Origin of the sequence: Streptomyces sp. NBC_00102 (assembly GCF_026343115.1) — a bacterium.
Taxonomy (GTDB): domain Bacteria; phylum Actinomycetota; class Actinomycetes; order Streptomycetales; family Streptomycetaceae; genus Streptomyces.
Genome location: NZ_JAPEMC010000001.1, coordinates 405,517 through 421,890, shown reverse-complemented (window position 1 = coordinate 421,890; position 16,374 = coordinate 405,517). Strand labels below are relative to the sequence as shown.

The window sequence follows — 16,374 nt, the reverse complement described above, 5'->3', positions numbered from 1 at the left end:
AGGGTAAGTCATGTTAAGTAGTGATTCTGCACGAGATGTCCCGTTTGGCTGACGTAGAAGCGTGCCGGGAGCGATTTGCCTCGTCTCCCGGCGAGGCTGTAATGTCGTAGATCTGCCTGGCCCCACCGCGACTTAGAGTTCCGGGGTTGGTGGCGACTCCTCTGTGAAATCGTGCCCGGATCGGGCTTCCGCATGTCCGCGGGGGCCGGGTCAAAGGGAAAGGAATTGCCTGGTAGAGTCGGACTCGCCGGAAAGGGAAACGCGAAAGCGAAGAACTGGAAAGCGAAAATCGCTTGACCCGCTTCGACCGGGAATCGGACACGAAAGAGTCTGATAGAGTCGGAAACGCAAGAACGAAGGGAAGCGCCCGGAGGGCCCCGGTGAAACGGGACCGAAGGAAGCGTCCGTTCCTTGAGAACTCAACAGCGTGCCAAAAGTCAACGCCAGATATGTTGATACCCCGGCCTGCTTCGGCAGGTTGGTGGTTCCTTTGAAAAGTCCTACCGGCCTCAACGGTCCGGTGGGCAACAACAGCGAGGACGCTGTGAACGACCGGTCATATTCCGACCTGTTCGTTCCGCTCTCGTGTTGTGATCCCGATTACGGGAAAACATTCACGGAGAGTTTGATCCTGGCTCAGGACGAACGCTGGCGGCGTGCTTAACACATGCAAGTCGAACGATGAAGCCTTTCGGGGTGGATTAGTGGCGAACGGGTGAGTAACACGTGGGCAATCTGCCCTTCACTCTGGGACAAGCCCTGGAAACGGGGTCTAATACCGGATAACACTCTGTCCCGCATGGGACGGGGTTAAAAGCTCCGGCGGTGAAGGATGAGCCCGCGGCCTATCAGCTTGTTGGTGGGGTAATGGCCTACCAAGGCGACGACGGGTAGCCGGCCTGAGAGGGCGACCGGCCACACTGGGACTGAGACACGGCCCAGACTCCTACGGGAGGCAGCAGTGGGGAATATTGCACAATGGGCGAAAGCCTGATGCAGCGACGCCGCGTGAGGGATGACGGCCTTCGGGTTGTAAACCTCTTTCAGCAGGGAAGAAGCGAAAGTGACGGTACCTGCAGAAGAAGCGCCGGCTAACTACGTGCCAGCAGCCGCGGTAATACGTAGGGCGCAAGCGTTGTCCGGAATTATTGGGCGTAAAGAGCTCGTAGGCGGCTTGTCACGTCGGATGTGAAAGCCCGGGGCTTAACCCCGGGTCTGCATTCGATACGGGCTAGCTAGAGTGTGGTAGGGGAGATCGGAATTCCTGGTGTAGCGGTGAAATGCGCAGATATCAGGAGGAACACCGGTGGCGAAGGCGGATCTCTGGGCCATTACTGACGCTGAGGAGCGAAAGCGTGGGGAGCGAACAGGATTAGATACCCTGGTAGTCCACGCCGTAAACGTTGGGAACTAGGTGTTGGCGACATTCCACGTCGTCGGTGCCGCAGCTAACGCATTAAGTTCCCCGCCTGGGGAGTACGGCCGCAAGGCTAAAACTCAAAGGAATTGACGGGGGCCCGCACAAGCAGCGGAGCATGTGGCTTAATTCGACGCAACGCGAAGAACCTTACCAAGGCTTGACATATACCGGAAAGCGCCAGAGATGGTGCCCCCCTTGTGGTCGGTATACAGGTGGTGCATGGCTGTCGTCAGCTCGTGTCGTGAGATGTTGGGTTAAGTCCCGCAACGAGCGCAACCCTTGTTCTGTGTTGCCAGCATGCCCTTCGGGGTGATGGGGACTCACAGGAGACTGCCGGGGTCAACTCGGAGGAAGGTGGGGACGACGTCAAGTCATCATGCCCCTTATGTCTTGGGCTGCACACGTGCTACAATGGCCGGTACAATGAGCTGCGATGCCGTGAGGCGGAGCGAATCTCAAAAAGCCGGTCTCAGTTCGGATTGGGGTCTGCAACTCGACCCCATGAAGTCGGAGTTGCTAGTAATCGCAGATCAGCATTGCTGCGGTGAATACGTTCCCGGGCCTTGTACACACCGCCCGTCACGTCACGAAAGTCGGTAACACCCGAAGCCGGTGGCCCAACCCCTTGTGGGAGGGAGCTGTCGAAGGTGGGACTGGCGATTGGGACGAAGTCGTAACAAGGTAGCCGTACCGGAAGGTGCGGCTGGATCACCTCCTTTCTAAGGAGCATCTAGGCCCTGTAATGGGGTCGAGGGCCACTTCGTCGGCAAATGTTCGACGGTGGTTTGCTCATGGGTGGAACGTTGACTATTCGGCACGGTTGGTTGGTTGTTGCGAGTACTGCTTCGGCGTGGAAAGTAATGATGGATCGGTCGTGTCGGGCACGTTGTTGGGTATCTGAGGGTACGGCCGAGAGGCTGCCTTCAGTCCGGTCCCAGTGAACTCAGCCGTAAGGTTTGGGGTGATGGGTGGCTGGTTGTTGTTTGAGAACTGCACAGTGGACGCGAGCATCTGTGGCCAAGTTTTTAAGGGCGCACGGTGGATGCCTTGGCACCAGGAACCGATGAAGGACGTGGGAGGCCACGATAGTCCCCGGGGAGCTGTCAACCTAGCTTTGATCCGGGGGTTTCCGAATGGGGAAACCCGGCAGTCGTCATGGGCTGTCACCCGCTGCTGAACACATAGGCAGTGTGGAGGGAACGAGGGGAAGTGAAACATCTCAGTACCCTCAGGAAGAGAAAACAACCGTGATTCCGGGAGTAGTGGCGAGCGAAACTGGATCAGGCCAAACCGTATGTGTGTGATACCCGGCAGGGGTTGCGCATGCGGGGTTGTGGGATCTCTCTTTCACAGTCTGCCGGCTGTGAGACGAGTCAGAAACCGTTGATGTAGGCGAAGGACATGCGAAAGGTCCGGCGTAGAGGGTAAGACCCCCGTAGCTGAAACATTAACGGCTCGTTTGAGAGACACCCAAGTAGCACGGGGCCCGAGAAATCCCGTGTGAATCTGGCGGGACCACCCGCTAAGCCTAAATATTCCCTGGTGACCGATAGCGGATAGTACCGTGAGGGAATGGTGAAAAGTACCGCGGGAGCGGAGTGAAATAGTACCTGAAACCGTGTGCCTACAAGCCGTGGGAGCGTCGCGCATCAAGCTTGCTTGGTGCGTCGTGACTGCGTGCCTTTTGAAGAATGAGCCTGCGAGTTAGCGGTGTGTAGCGAGGTTAACCCGTGTGGGGAAGCCGTAGCGAAAGCGAGTCCGAATAGGGCGATTGAGTTGCACGCTCTAGACCCGAAGCGGAGTGATCTAGCCATGGGCAGGTTGAAGCGGAGGTAAGACTTCGTGGAGGACCGAACCCACCAGGGTTGAAAACCTGGGGGATGACCTGTGGTTAGGGGTGAAAGGCCAATCAAACTCCGTGATAGCTGGTTCTCCCCGAAATGCATTTAGGTGCAGCGTCGTGTGTTTCTTGCCGGAGGTAGAGCACTGGATAGGCGATGGGCCCCAACGGGTTACTGACCTTAGCCAAACTCCGAATGCCGGTAAGTGAGAGCGCGGCAGTGAGACTGTGGGGGATAAGCTCCATGGTCGAGAGGGAAACAGCCCAGAGCATCGACTAAGGCCCCTAAGCGTACGCTAAGTGGGAAAGGATGTGGAGTCGCAGAGACAACCAGGAGGTTGGCTTAGAAGCAGCCACCCTTGAAAGAGTGCGTAATAGCTCACTGGTCAAGTGATTCCGCGCCGACAATGTAGCGGGGCTCAAGCGTACCGCCGAAGTCGTGTCATTCATACACATATCCCCAACGGGAGTATGGATGGGTAGGGGAGCGTCGTGTGCCGGGTGAAGCAGCCGCGGAAGCGAGTTGTGGACGGTTCACGAGTGAGAATGCAGGCATGAGTAGCGATACACACGTGAGAAACGTGTGCGCCGATTGACTAAGGGTTCCTGGGTCAAGCTGATCTGCCCAGGGTAAGTCGGGACCTAAGGCGAGGCCGACAGGCGTAGTCGATGGACAACCGGTTGATATTCCGGTACCCGCTTTGAAACGCCCAGTACTGAATCAGGCGATGCTAAGTCCGTGAAGCCGGCCCGATCTCTTCGGAGTTGAGGGTAGTGGTGGAGCCGATGAACCAGACTTGTAGTAGGTAAGCGATGGGGTGACGCAGGAAGGTAGTCCAGCCCGGGCGGTGGTTGTCCCGGGGTAAGGGTGTAGGCCGTGTGGTAGGCAAATCCGTCACACATTAAGGCTGAGACCTGATGCCGAGCCGATTGTGGCGAAGTGGATGATCCTATGCTGTCGAGAAAAGCCTCTAGCGAGTTTCATGGCGGCCCGTACCCTAAACCGACTCAGGTAGTCAGGTAGAGAATACCGAGGCGTTCGGGTGAACTATGGTTAAGGAACTCGGCAAAATGCCCCCGTAACTTCGGGAGAAGGGGGGCCATCACTGGTGATTGGATTTACTCCATGAGCTGGGGGTGGCCGCAGAGACCAGCGAGAAGCGACTGTTTACTAAAAACACAGGTCCGTGCGAAGCCGTAAGGCGATGTATACGGACTGACGCCTGCCCGGTGCTGGAACGTTAAGGGGACCGGTTAGCTGACTTTCGGGTCGGCGAAGCTGAGAACTTAAGCGCCAGTAAACGGCGGTGGTAACTATAACCATCCTAAGGTAGCGAAATTCCTTGTCGGGTAAGTTCCGACCTGCACGAATGGCGTAACGACTTCTCGACTGTCTCAACCATAGGCCCGGTGAAATTGCATTACGAGTAAAGATGCTCGTTTCGCGCAGCAGGACGGAAAGACCCCGGGACCTTTACTACAGTTTGATATTGGTGTTCGGTTCGGCTTGTGTAGGATAGGTGGGAGACTTTGAAGCGGCCACGCCAGTGGTTGTGGAGTCGCCGTTGAAATACCACTCTGGTCGTGCTGGATGTCTAACCTCGGTCCGTGATCCGGATCAGGGACAGTGTCTGATGGGTAGTTTAACTGGGGCGGTTGCCTCCTAAAGAGTAACGGAGGCGCCCAAAGGTTCCCTCAGCCTGGTTGGCAATCAGGTGTTGAGTGTAAGTGCACAAGGGAGCTTGACTGTGAGACCGACGGGTCGAGCAGGGACGAAAGTCGGGACTAGTGATCCGGCAGTGGCTTGTGGAAGCGCTGTCGCTCAACGGATAAAAGGTACCCCGGGGATAACAGGCTGATCTTCCCCAAGAGTCCATATCGACGGGATGGTTTGGCACCTCGATGTCGGCTCGTCGCATCCTGGGGCTGGAGTCGGTCCCAAGGGTTGGGCTGTTCGCCCATTAAAGCGGTACGCGAGCTGGGTTTAGAACGTCGTGAGACAGTTCGGTCCCTATCCGCTGTGCGCGTAGGAATATTGAGAAGGGCTGTCCCTAGTACGAGAGGACCGGGACGGACGAACCTCTGGTGTGCCAGTTGTCCTGCCAAGGGCATGGCTGGTTGGCTACGTTCGGAAAGGATAACCGCTGAAAGCATCTAAGCGGGAAGCCTGCTTCAAGATGAGTATTCCCACCCCCTTTGAGGGGTTAAGGCTCCCAGTAGACGACTGGGTTGATAGGCCAGATGTGGAAGCCCGGTAACGGGTGGAGCTGACTGGTACTAATAGGCCGAGGGCTTGTCCTCAGTTGCTCGCGTCCACTGTGTTGGTTCTGAAATAACAACCGCCGTGTTTTTCCGGTTGGTTAATTTCATAGTGTTTCGGTGGTCATTGCGTTAGGGAAACGCCCGGTTACATTCCGAACCCGGAAGCTAAGCCTTTCAGCGCCGATGGTACTGCAGGGGGGACCCTGTGGGAGAGTAGGACGCCGCCGAACAATTTTTCCGGGAGACCCCCGTGCCTTGTGGCACGGGGGTTTTCTGCGTTCCGGGGTGGTTTGCCGACCCCTGCCGCACCGGGGTGCCGTGGCTGACGGTAGGGTCAGGGGGCATCATTGGCACATTTCTTCACACAGGAGGCCCCCGGGTGGAGGTCCAGGAGACTCGGGTTCAGACGGACCGGGTCCTCACCATCCCCAACATCCTCAGCACGGCTCGCCTTGTCGGGGTACCGCTTTTCCTGTGGCTGATCCTTCGCCCGGTGTTCGGCGGCCCGCAGAGCGACGGCTGGGCGTTGCTGGTACTCGCGCTGAGCGGCATCAGCGACTACCTCGACGGCAAGCTCGCCCGTCGTTGGAACCAGATCAGCAGCCTTGGGCGGCTTCTCGACCCGGCTGCGGACCGGCTCTATATCCTTTCCACCCTCGTCGGGCTCACCTGGCGCGAGATCCTGCCGATCTGGCTCACGGCCGCGCTCGTGGCCCGGGAGCTGATGCTCCTGGTGATGGTCGGCATCCTCCGCCGGCACGGTTATCCGCCGCCCCAGGTGAACTTCCTAGGGAAAGCTGCAACGTTCAACCTGATGTACGCCTTCCCCTTGTTGCTGCTCAGCGACGGAAGTGGTTGGCTTGAAACGTTGGCCGCAGTTTTCGGATGGGCGTTCGCCGGGTGGGGTACAACTCTGTATTGGTGGGCAGGACTCCTCTACGTGGTTCAAGTCCGCCGGCTGGTCAAGGCGGACGCAACAGCCGATTGAGCTCGTTGAAGCGGTGCCGTGCAGTGTGGCCGGACCGCGGCAGATGTCTCTCGATGCCGCCCGACGGGCCCAGTCGGCTAAACCGTCGTCTCTAGGAGGACGTTTCCGACATGAAGGCCGTCGTGATGGCTGGCGGCGAGGGCACACGCCTTCGCCCGATGACCTCGAGCATGCCCAAGCCGCTTCTTCCTGTGGCCAACCGGCCGATCATGGAGCATGTGCTCCGACTGCTGAAGCGGCACGGGCTCAATGAGACCGTGGTGACCGTCCAGTTCTTGGCCTCCCTCGTCAAGAACTATTTCGGGGACGGGGAAGAGCTCGGAATGGAGCTCACTTATGCCAATGAGGAGAAGCCGCTCGGCACCGCAGGAAGCGTGAAGAACGCCGAAGAGGCGCTGAAGGACGACACCTTCCTCGTCATTTCCGGCGATGCGCTGACCGACTTCGACCTCACCGATCTCATCGCCTTCCACAAAGCGAAGGGCGGACTGGTCACCGTCTGCCTGACTCGTGTACCCAATCCGCTGGAATTCGGGATCACGATCGTGGACGAGGAAGGACAGGTCGAGCGCTTCCTGGAGAAGCCCACCTGGGGTCAGGTGTTCTCGGACACCGTCAACACGGGTATCTACGTCATGGAGCCCGAGGTCTTCGACTACGTCCAGGCGGACACCTCCGTGGACTGGTCCGGCGACGTCTTTCCCCAGCTCATGAAGGAGGGCAAGCCGATCTACGGCTATGTCGCCGAGGGCTACTGGGAGGACGTGGGCACGCACGAAAGCTATGTGAAGGCCCAGGCCGACGTGCTGGAGCGCAAAGTCGACGTCGAACTGGACGGTTTCGAGATCGCCCCCGGAGTGTGGGTGGCAGAAGGTGCCGAGGTCCATCCGGACGCCGTCCTCCGTGGTCCGCTCTACATCGGTGACTACGCCAAGATCGAGGCGGACGTCGAAATCCGGGAGCACACCGTCGTCGGATCGAACGTCGTGGTCAAGTCCGGTGCCTTCCTGCACAGAGCCGTGGTCCACGACAACGTGTTCATCGGCTCCCACAGCAATCTGCGCGGCTGTGTGATCGGTAAGAACACCGATGTCATGCGAGCCGCCCGCATCGAGGACGGCGCCGTCATCGGCGATGAGTGCCTCGTGGGCGAAGAATCGATCATCCAGGGGAATGTGCGGGTCTACCCGTTCAAGACCATCGAGGCGGGCGCCTTCGTCAACACCTCGGTGATCTGGGAGTCCCGCGGGCAGGCCCATCTTTTCGGAGCCCGCGGTGTCTCCGGAATCCTGAACGTCGAGATCACTCCGGAACTCGCGGTCCGGCTCGCCGGCGCTTACGCCACGACCCTGAAGAAGGGGTCGACGGTCACCACCGCGCGGGACCACTCACGAGGCGCGCGCGCCCTGAAGCGCGCGGTCATCTCCGCGCTCCAGGCCAGTGCGATCGACGTCCGCGACCTGGAGAACGTGCCGCTGCCCGTGGCCCGTCAGCAGACAGCCCGCGGAAGCGCCGGCGGCATCATGATCAGGACGTCCCCCGGTGTTCCCGACTCGGTCGACATCATGTTCTTCGACGAACGGGGCGCCGACCTCTCGCAGGCCCGGCAGCGGAAGCTGGACAGGGTCTACGCCCGCCAGGAGTACCGCAGGGCCTTCCCCGGTGAGATCGGGGATCTGCACTTCCCGTCGAGCGTCTTCGACTCGTACACGGGCTCGCTGCTCCGCAACGTCGACACGACCGGCATCGCCGATTCGGGGCTGAAGGTCGTGGTGGACGCCTCCAACGGCAGTGCCGGGCTCGTCCTGCCCAGCCTGCTCGGACGGCTCGGCGTGGACTCGCTCACCATCAACCCGGGTCTCGACGAGTCGCGGCCCACCGAGTCCGCCGAGACCCGGCGTGCCGGGCTGGTCCGGCTCGGAGAGATCGTCTCGTCGGCGCGCGCCGCGTTCGGCGTGCGGTTCGACCCGGTGGGCGAGCGGCTCTCGCTCGTCGACGAGCGGGGGCGGATCATCGAGGACGACCGGGCGCTGCTGGTCATGCTCGACCTGGTGGCCGCCGAGCGGCGGAGCGGACGGGTCGCGCTGCCGGTGACGACCACGAGGGTCGCCGAGCAGGTGGCCGCGTACCACGGCACCCAGGTGGAGTGGACGACGACCTCGCCGGACGACCTGACCCGGGTCGGCCGCGAAGAGAGCACGATCTTCGGCGGTGACGGCCGCGGCGGATTCATCGTCCCCGAGTTCAGCAGCGTCTTCGACGGATCGGCCGCCTTCGTCCGGCTCATCGGGCTGATCGCCCGTACCCAGCTCACTCTGAGCCAGATCGACGACCGCATCCCGCGTGCTCATGTGCTCCGGCGCGACCTGGCCACCCCTTGGGCGGTCAAGGGGCTCGTCATGCGCCGGGTGGTCGAAGCCGCAGGCGACCGGGACGTCGACACCACCGACGGCGTCCGCGTCGTCGAGGCGGACGGGCGCTGGGTCATGGTGCTGCCGGACCCGGCCGAGGCCGTCACCCATCTGTGGGCCGAGGGCCCCGACGACGCCTCCGCGAAACTGCTCCTCGACGAGTGGGCAGCGGTCGTCGACAGCGCCGGGGACTGACTTCCCCACGCCGTCCGTTTCCGGGGAGCCCGCCGTACACCGGCGGGCTCCCCGGGCTCGTGTGGTCAGGCCCATTCGGCGGTAGCCGGGGTGACGTGCGACGATGTGCGGCATGCCGCAGCCGCCCCCCGAACGGAGTACGTCCGCTCCGCCTCCCCGCCCCGACGCCTCCATGTCGCTGCTGACCCATGTGATGGACCACAGTCTGGACGAGGGGTACGCCGAGGCCGCTGCGCGCCGCGAGGCCGACGGGACCGCGGGGCTGCCCCGCAGAGCGCGGGCCAAGCTCGGTCTCGCCGCCGGACTCGTACTCATCGCTCTCGTCGTCACCCTCGGTGCCGCGCAGGCCAGGGTGTCCGCGCCGGTCGCGGCCAAAGAGCGCCAGGAGCTCATCGACCGCATCGACGGCGAGACCGACGCGGCCGACTCGCTCGAATCCCAGGTGGAGAAGCTCCGCACGGACGTCGGGGAGCGGCAGCGAGCGGCTCTCCTCCAGCACGGCGGGGACCAGGGCGAGCTGGTCGCCCTGCTGTCCGGGGCCACTCCCGTCGAGGGCCCCGGTGTGAAACTCGTCGTGGACGACGCCGACGAGAGCGACCAGGGCGACGACGGGCCGCGCGGCACCAGCGGGTTCGCCGACACGGGCCGGGTACGCGACCGGGACCTGCAGCGGGTCGTCAACGGCCTGTGGGAGTCCGGCGCGGAAGCCGTCGCCATCAACGGGCAGCGGCTGACGGCACTTTCGGCGATCCGCGCCGCGGGGGACGCCATACTTGTCGACAACAGGCCGCTCGTACCGCCCTATACGGTGCTCGCGGTGGGGGATGGCAAGAAACTGGCCGCGACGTTCCGGTCCAGTGTGGACGGCCAGTACCTTCAGGCCCTGCACGAGGGCTTCGACATCCGCACCAGTCTGTCCGACCAGAAAAAGGTACGGCTTCCGGCCGCGCCGAGCCTGATCGTACGCACAGCAGAACCGAAGGCCGCAGGCAGTGGTGCGGCAGACACAGGGAAGGGCACATCGTGATCGCCGTACTGGGCCTCGTCGTGGGAGTCGTGGTGGGACTGTTCGTCCGGCCCGAGGTACCGGCGGTGGTCGAGCCCTACCTCCCGATCGCCGTGGTGGCCGCGCTCGACGCGGTCTTCGGCGGGCTGCGCGCGATGCTCGACGGAATCTTCGTCGACAAGGTCTTCGTCGTGTCGTTCCTGTCCAACGTCGTGGTGGCCGCGCTCATCGTCTTCCTCGGCGACAAGCTCGGTGTCGGCGCGCAGTTGTCGACGGGTGTGGTCGTCGTGCTGGGTATCCGCATCTTCTCCAACGCCGCCGCCATCCGCCGGCACGTCTTCAGGGCCTGACGCCGATGAACGACGACGAGATGCCCCGCGAGGAAGCCGCCCACGGCCCGGCGCCGGAGACGAGCGCCGCGCGGCCCCCGGAGAAGAACGCCCTGAGCGGACGTCAGCGGCTGCTCGCCGGGCTCTGGCCGCCCCGGGTGACCCGCGCCCAACTCGTGGTGGCGCTGCTGCTGTTCGGCCTGGGGCTGGGCCTGGCGATCCAGGTGCGGTCCAACAACGACGACAGCGCCCTGCGCGGCGCACGCCAGGAGGACCTGGTCCGCATCCTCGACGAGGTCGACGACCGGACCCAGCGGCTGGAGGACGAGAAGCAGCGCCTCGACGCGCAGCGGACGGAACTGGAGAACAGTTCCGACCAGGCCGAGGAGGCGCGCAAGCAGACGGTGGAGAAGGAGCGGCAACTGGGTATCCTCGCGGGTACCGTCGCGGCCCACGGGCCGGGAATCACGCTCACCATCGACGACCCGACGAAGTCCGTCGCCCCGGACATGCTGCTGGACGCCATCCAGGAGCTCCGTGCGGCGGGCGCCGAGGCCATCGAGGTCAACGGGGTGCGGGTGGTCGCCAGTACGTACTTCTCCGGGGACGCCGGAGCCGTGAAGGTCGACGGCCACGCCGTCTCCGCGCCCTACGCCTTCGAAGTGATCGGCAGGCCCCAGGATCTTGAGCCGGCGCTCAACATCCCCGGCGGGGTGGTCCAGACGCTGGAGAAGGAGCAGGCGACGGCGGTGGTGGAACGGGCCGACGACATTGTGGTGGACGCCTTGCGACCTGCGAAGCGGCCTGACTACGCTCGGTCGTCGTCGTAGTGGTCCATCGGCGGGGCAAGGCTCTTCGCAACTCCAAGCAGGTGTGCGGGGTTACGGGGGGTCGCCGCACCGTATCCATGGTGCGTGGTGGAAACTGTCGGGTGGATACGGACGTTGTGAGAATGTCCGGGTCGGCAGGTGTGTTCAGTCAGGGTTCGTCCTGCCCCACGGGCGGGTCTATGTCGGTCAAGGGGAATCGCCCGTGAAGTTTTTTGCGAAGTTGTTCGGAAAGAGCGCACGCGAGGACAGCAACAGTGCTGCCCGCCATCGCGCGTCTCGGCACGGCCAGGACGAGGAGCAGGGCGGCGGCCGCCCCCTCTTCCGCGACGAGTTGTCCGCCTCGGGCGACGGCTCCGGAGCGCAGTCGGGTGCCTCCGGCATAGGTTTCGGCGACTCCGGGCCGAGCACCGGATTCCACCCCGCCCCGGCGGGCTCCGGAGTGGCGCTCTGCGCCCGGTGCGGTCACCGGAATCCGGCGACCGGCCGGTTCTGCTCCAACTGCGGCGCGCCGCTGAAGGGCGGAATCCCCGAGCGCGCCTCCGAGACCACGTCGACGATCTCCATCTCCGGACTGGAGGCGTACGACGCCGAGGTCACCGGGCAGACCGTGCTGCCGTCGCTCTCCCCGGAGGCACAGGCGGCCGTGGACGCGCTGCCCGGAGGGAGCGCGCTCCTGGTGGTCCGCCGGGGCCCGAACTCGGGCAGCCGCTTCCTGCTGGACGGTGACCTGACGACGGCCGGCCGGCACCCGCAGAGCGACATCTTCCTGGACGACGTGACCGTGTCGCGGCGTCATGTGGAGTTCCGCAGGGTCGCGGACGGTAGCTTCACGGTGGGAGACGTCGGCAGCCTGAACGGCACCTACGTCAACCGCGAGCGCATCGATTCCGTCGCACTGACCAATGGTGACGAGGTCCAGATCGGTAAGTACCGACTGGTCTTCTACGCGAGCCAGCGGAGCGTGTGACCCTGCCCCGGACCACCACGTCCGGGGGAACCCCGGGAAGGCCCATGCTGCGAACATCCCAGGGCGGTGCCGGAAACGGCACCGCCGCCGCGGACCGGCGTGCGATGAGCATCGGCGCGGTACTCGCCCAGCTCCGCGAGGAGTTTCCGGAAGTAACGATCTCGAAGATCCGCTTCCTGGAGGCGGAGGGACTCGTCGAACCGGAGCGGACGCCTTCCGGATACCGGAAGTTCAGTTCCGAGGACGTGGAGAAGCTCGCGCAGGTGCTGCGCATGCAGCGGGACCACTACCTCCCCCTGAAGGTCATCCGGGAGTATCTGGACGCCCTGGCCCGGGGGGAGCAGGCCGCCCTGCCCTCTCCGGGGGGTCAGAAGGACCTCGCGGACAGTGCCTGGGACGCGGCGGCCGGAGCGCCGACCGCCGCCCGCATCGGCCGTGCCGAGCTCCTCGCCGTCACCGGCGCGGACGAGGAGGCGCTCGCCGAATGGGAGTCCTACGGCCTCATCGTGCCCGAGCCCGAGGGCGGGTACGACGCCGAAGCGGTGAATATCGCCAAACTCGTCTCCGACCTCGGCCGATTCGGTCTGGAACCACGCCATCTGCGTGCCGTTCGGGCTGCCGCCGAGCGGGAGGCCGGGCTGGTCGAGCAGGTGGTGGCGCCCCTGCGCCGACACCGGAATCCGCAGACCAGAGCGCGTGCCGAGGCCACCGCGCAGGAGCTCGCCGAGCTCTCCGTACGGCTGCACGCGGCGCTCGTCCAGACCGCCCTGCGCATTCGTTCCCACTGACCTCGGCGGAGCCCGACTACCCAAACATGGCGAGCACGTCCTAGGGTTGCTGTGTGAACGAGCTTGACGTTGTCGGTGTCCGGGTGGAAATGCCCTCCAATCAACCGATCGTTCTCCTGCGCGAAGTGGGAGGCGACCGGTACCTCCCCATCTGGATCGGTCCCGGCGAGGCCACGGCCATCGCCTTCGCCCAGCAGGGGATGGCCCCTGCCAGGCCGCTGACCCATGACCTCTTCAAGGATGTCCTCGACGCGGTCGGCCAGGAGCTGACCGAGGTCAGGATCACGGACATCCGGGACGGGATCTTCTACGCGGAGCTCGTCTTCGCCAGTGGCGTGGAGGTGAGCGCCCGGCCGTCCGACGCCATAGCGCTGGCCCTGCGCACCGGTACGCCGATCTACGGCAGCGACGGGGTGCTCGACGACGCCGGGATCGCGATTCCGGACGAGCAGGAGGACGAGGTCGAGAAGTTCCGCGAGTTCCTCGACCAGATCTCGCCCGAGGACTTCGGCACCAACAGTCAGTGACCTCCGCCGGCGGGGCGGGGGCGGGCATTCGAGAAGCCCTTCCCGGTCCGACGTCACGGGAAACCACCCTCAGGGTGATTATCACTCGGCGTGCCGAGTGTGGCGATCGTTGACGCACCCCCGGTGACTGCCTACCTTCGAGGGGGCAGGTCAAGGACGGAGGTCGGCGTGAGAAGCAGCGGCGACGGTGCGGCGGCGGGCGGGCCGTATCCGCAGCACGGCAGTGGGGCCGACCACACCATCAGGCAACCGGTTCACCCGGTGGTCCCGGTGTCGGACGGTGTCGCGGGGGCGAACGACATCGGATACCGGGGACCGACGGCCTGCGCGGCGGCCGGGATCACCTACCGGCAGCTCGACTACTGGGCCCGCACGGGACTGGTCGAACCGAGCGTCCGGCCCGCGTACGGGTCGGGCACCCAGCGTCTCTACAGTTTCCGGGACGTGGTGCTGCTCAAGATCGTGAAGCGGTTCCTGGACACGGGCGTGGCCCTGCAGAACATCCGGACCACGGTGCAGCACCTGAGGGCCCGCGGATTCCAGGACCTCGAACGCATGACGCTGATGAGCGACGGGGCCACCGTCTACGAATGCTGCTCGCCGGACGAGGTCGTGAACCTCCTCCAGGGGGGCCAGGGCATCTTCGGCATCGCCGTCGGCGTGGTGTGGCGGGACGTGGACGCGGCCCTCTCGCAACTGCACGGGGAGCGCGTGGACACGGGGGAGACCCTCGTCGGCCACAACCCCACCGACGAACTGGCCCGGCGCCGTAACCGGGCCGTCTGAACACCGGCGGCCCCGCCGCACGACACGACATCGTCCGGCACCCGTTCGAACGGGTGCCGGACGATGTCGTTGTCAGTGGCGTAGGGCACCATCGGCGGTGTGAGATCCGCGCCCACCATCCTCCACCTCGACATGGATGCGTTCTACGCCTCCGCCGAGCAGGCGGCCAAGCCCAGCCTGCGCGGCAAGCCGGTCGTGGTGGGCGGCGTGGGTCCGCGCGGAGTCGTCGCCACCGCCTCGTACGAGGCCAGGCGCCTCGGCGTGCACTCGGCGATGCCGACGGCCCAGGCGCGCCGGCTCGCACCGCACGCCGCGTACCTGGTGCCGCGCTTCTCCCTGTACCGCGCCGTCAGCGAGCAGGTCATGGAACTGCTGGGACGGCTCTCCCCGCTGGTCGAGCCGCTCAGCCTGGACGAGGCCTTCGTGGACCTGGAGGCCGGCGGGACCGCCGACGACTCCGCCTCGGCCCGAGCCACCGGTGAGCGGCTGCGGGAGGCCATCCTGGCCGTCACCGGGCTCAGCGGGTCCGTGGGGCTCGCCGGGTCGAAGATGCTGGCGAAGATCGCCTCCGAGGAGGCCAAGCCGGACGGGCTGATGCTCATCGAGCCGGGCACCGAACGGGACCTGCTGGCGCCCATGTCCGTACGTACCCTGCCCGGAGTCGGCCCGGCCACCGGGGACCATCTGCGCCGGGCCGGCATGACCACGGTCCACGACCTGGCGGCGGCGGGCGAAGACGAGCTCGTACGGCTGGTGGGCAAGGCCCACGGGGTCTCGCTGTACCGGATGGCCCTCGGCCTCGACGACCGGCCCGTGGTCGCCGAGCGTGACGCCAAGTCCGTCTCGGTCGAGGACACCTTCGAGGTGGACCTCCACGACCGGACGCGGGTGCGCACGGAGGTCGAGCGGCTGGCCGGAAAGTGCGTCGAGCGGCTGCGGAACGCCGGACGCTCCGGGCGCACCGTCGTGCTGAAGGTACGCCGCTACGACTTCTCCACCCTGACCCGCTCCGAGACGCTCCGCGGCCCCACGGACGACCCCGGGGTGGTGCGTGAGGCCGCGGCACGCCTCCTGGAGGGCGTGGACACCACCGGGGGCGTCCGGCTGCTGGGAGTGGGTGTCACGGGCCTGGCGGACTACACGCAGGAGGACCTCTTCGCCCAGGCGGCGCAGGCGGAGCGGGAGGCGCAGGCGGAGCGGGAGGCGGAGGCCGAGCGGGAGACGGAGGCGGGAGAGGCGGGAGGACCGGACTCCGGGGAGCCTTCGAGGACCGAGGGCCCTCACGGCGCGGCCGTCAGGCCCCCCGCGGGTTCGGCGGACGCGGCCGGCGTATCCGTTGCCGACGCGGCCGACGTGGCCGAGACAGCCGAACGCGCCGCGCGGCGCTGGTTCCCCGGCCTCGACGTGCGGCACGAGACGTACGGGCACGGCTGGGTGCAGGGGAGCGGTGTCGGCCGGGTCACGGTGCGGTTCGAGCGGCCGGGCGATCCACCGGGGCGGGTGCGCACGTTCCGGGTGGAGGACCCGGAACTGCAACCGGCCGATCCGCTGCCTCTGGTGCCGGAACCGGTGGACTACTCCTCCTGGCCGGCCAGCCTGCCGAAGTCCTTGTCCGGACCCGGATCGGTCACGGCGGAGGAATCGAGTCCGTAATGCCGGTACAGCTGGAGTTCCTGCTCGGGCGAGAGGTGGCGTCCGACACCGAAGTCGGGCGCGTCCCGGATCAGCGTGCGGTCGAACGGAACACGCAGGGTGTCGTCGACGAACTCGCTCGGTTCCAGCGGGACGAAGGCGTCCCTGCTGAACAGACCGGTGCGGACGGCGGCCCACTCGGGGACGCCGGTGGCGTCGTCGAGGTAGACCTCGTCCACCGTGCCGATCTTGACGCCTGCGCGGTCGAACGCCTTGCGGCCGATCAGGCTGCGGGGATCGATGTCGGTCTGCACGGTGCCTCCCGCTGGTCGCGACGACTGGGGCTCGCAACTACTCCACAGCCACTACAGAAGTGCAGATTCCGGATATCGG

11 protein-coding genes and 3 rRNA genes are annotated in these 16,374 nt (G+C 65.0%); 13 read left to right on the top strand and 1 reads right to left on the bottom strand.

The window, feature by feature from the left end; translation table 11 throughout:
- Nucleotides 1-613: 613 nt before the first annotated feature.
- From OHA55_RS01915 to OHA55_RS01855, 13 genes are all read left to right on the top strand, one after another.
- Nucleotides 614-2,139 (top strand): 16S ribosomal RNA (locus OHA55_RS01915).
- A gap of 296 nt (nt 2,140-2,435) precedes the next feature.
- Nucleotides 2,436-5,561 (top strand): 23S ribosomal RNA (locus OHA55_RS01910).
- 74 nt (nt 5,562-5,635) lie between these two features.
- A 5S ribosomal RNA gene (rrf, locus tag OHA55_RS01905) occupies nt 5,636-5,752 on the top strand.
- The 16S, 23S and 5S rRNA genes sit together here, the layout of an rRNA operon.
- A gap of 149 nt (nt 5,753-5,901) precedes the next feature.
- A complete protein-coding gene (locus tag OHA55_RS01900; RefSeq protein ID WP_266702135.1) occupies nt 5,902-6,510 on the top strand; it encodes a CDP-alcohol phosphatidyltransferase family protein in 609 nt (202 codons plus the stop codon).
- A 110-nt stretch (nt 6,511-6,620) separates the two neighbouring features.
- Entirely contained in the window at nt 6,621-9,116 is a 2,496-nt protein-coding gene (locus tag OHA55_RS01895) for a mannose-1-phosphate guanyltransferase (RefSeq protein ID WP_266702134.1), read from the top strand.
- A 112-nt stretch (nt 9,117-9,228) separates the two neighbouring features.
- The gene (locus tag OHA55_RS01890) at nt 9,229-10,143 is read left to right on the top strand and encodes a DUF881 domain-containing protein (RefSeq protein WP_266702133.1); all 915 of its coding nucleotides are present in this window, start codon (nt 9,229-9,231) and stop codon (nt 10,141-10,143) included.
- The gene (locus OHA55_RS01885) at nt 10,140-10,472 is read left to right on the top strand and encodes a small basic family protein (RefSeq protein WP_031069011.1); all 333 of its coding nucleotides are present in this window, start codon (nt 10,140-10,142) and stop codon (nt 10,470-10,472) included. The genes OHA55_RS01890 and OHA55_RS01885 overlap by 4 nt, the downstream gene beginning before the upstream one ends.
- Nucleotides 10,473-10,477: 5 nt before the next feature.
- Nucleotides 10,478-11,281: a DUF881 domain-containing protein gene (locus tag OHA55_RS01880; RefSeq protein WP_266702129.1), complete on the top strand. Its 804-nt coding sequence runs from the start codon at nt 10,478-10,480 to the stop codon at nt 11,279-11,281.
- Between the two features lie 202 nt (nt 11,282-11,483).
- Entirely contained in the window at nt 11,484-12,248 is a 765-nt protein-coding gene (locus tag OHA55_RS01875) for an FHA domain-containing protein (RefSeq protein WP_266702127.1), read from the top strand.
- Between the two features lie 44 nt (nt 12,249-12,292).
- Nucleotides 12,293-13,036: a MerR family transcriptional regulator gene (locus OHA55_RS01870; RefSeq protein WP_266702125.1), complete on the top strand. Its 744-nt coding sequence runs from the start codon at nt 12,293-12,295 to the stop codon at nt 13,034-13,036.
- Between the two features lie 53 nt (nt 13,037-13,089).
- Nucleotides 13,090-13,563: a bifunctional nuclease family protein gene (locus OHA55_RS01865; protein WP_266702124.1), complete on the top strand. Its 474-nt coding sequence runs from the start codon at nt 13,090-13,092 to the stop codon at nt 13,561-13,563.
- A gap of 168 nt (nt 13,564-13,731) precedes the next feature.
- Nucleotides 13,732-14,349: a MerR family transcriptional regulator gene (locus OHA55_RS01860; RefSeq protein WP_266702123.1), complete on the top strand. Its 618-nt coding sequence runs from the start codon at nt 13,732-13,734 to the stop codon at nt 14,347-14,349.
- Nucleotides 14,350-14,448: 99 nt separating this feature from the next.
- Nucleotides 14,449-16,002 (top strand): DNA polymerase IV, encoded by a 1,554-nt coding sequence (locus OHA55_RS01855; RefSeq protein ID WP_266702122.1) that lies wholly within the window; start codon nt 14,449-14,451, stop codon nt 16,000-16,002.
- Here the strand turns inward: OHA55_RS01855 and OHA55_RS01850 are convergent.
- Nucleotides 15,924-16,295: a PRC-barrel domain-containing protein gene (locus OHA55_RS01850; protein ID WP_266702121.1), complete on the bottom strand. Its 372-nt coding sequence runs from the start codon at nt 16,293-16,295 to the stop codon at nt 15,924-15,926. The two genes, OHA55_RS01855 and OHA55_RS01850, sit on opposite strands and share 79 nt — an antisense overlap.
- Nucleotides 16,296-16,374 lie beyond the last annotated feature (79 nt).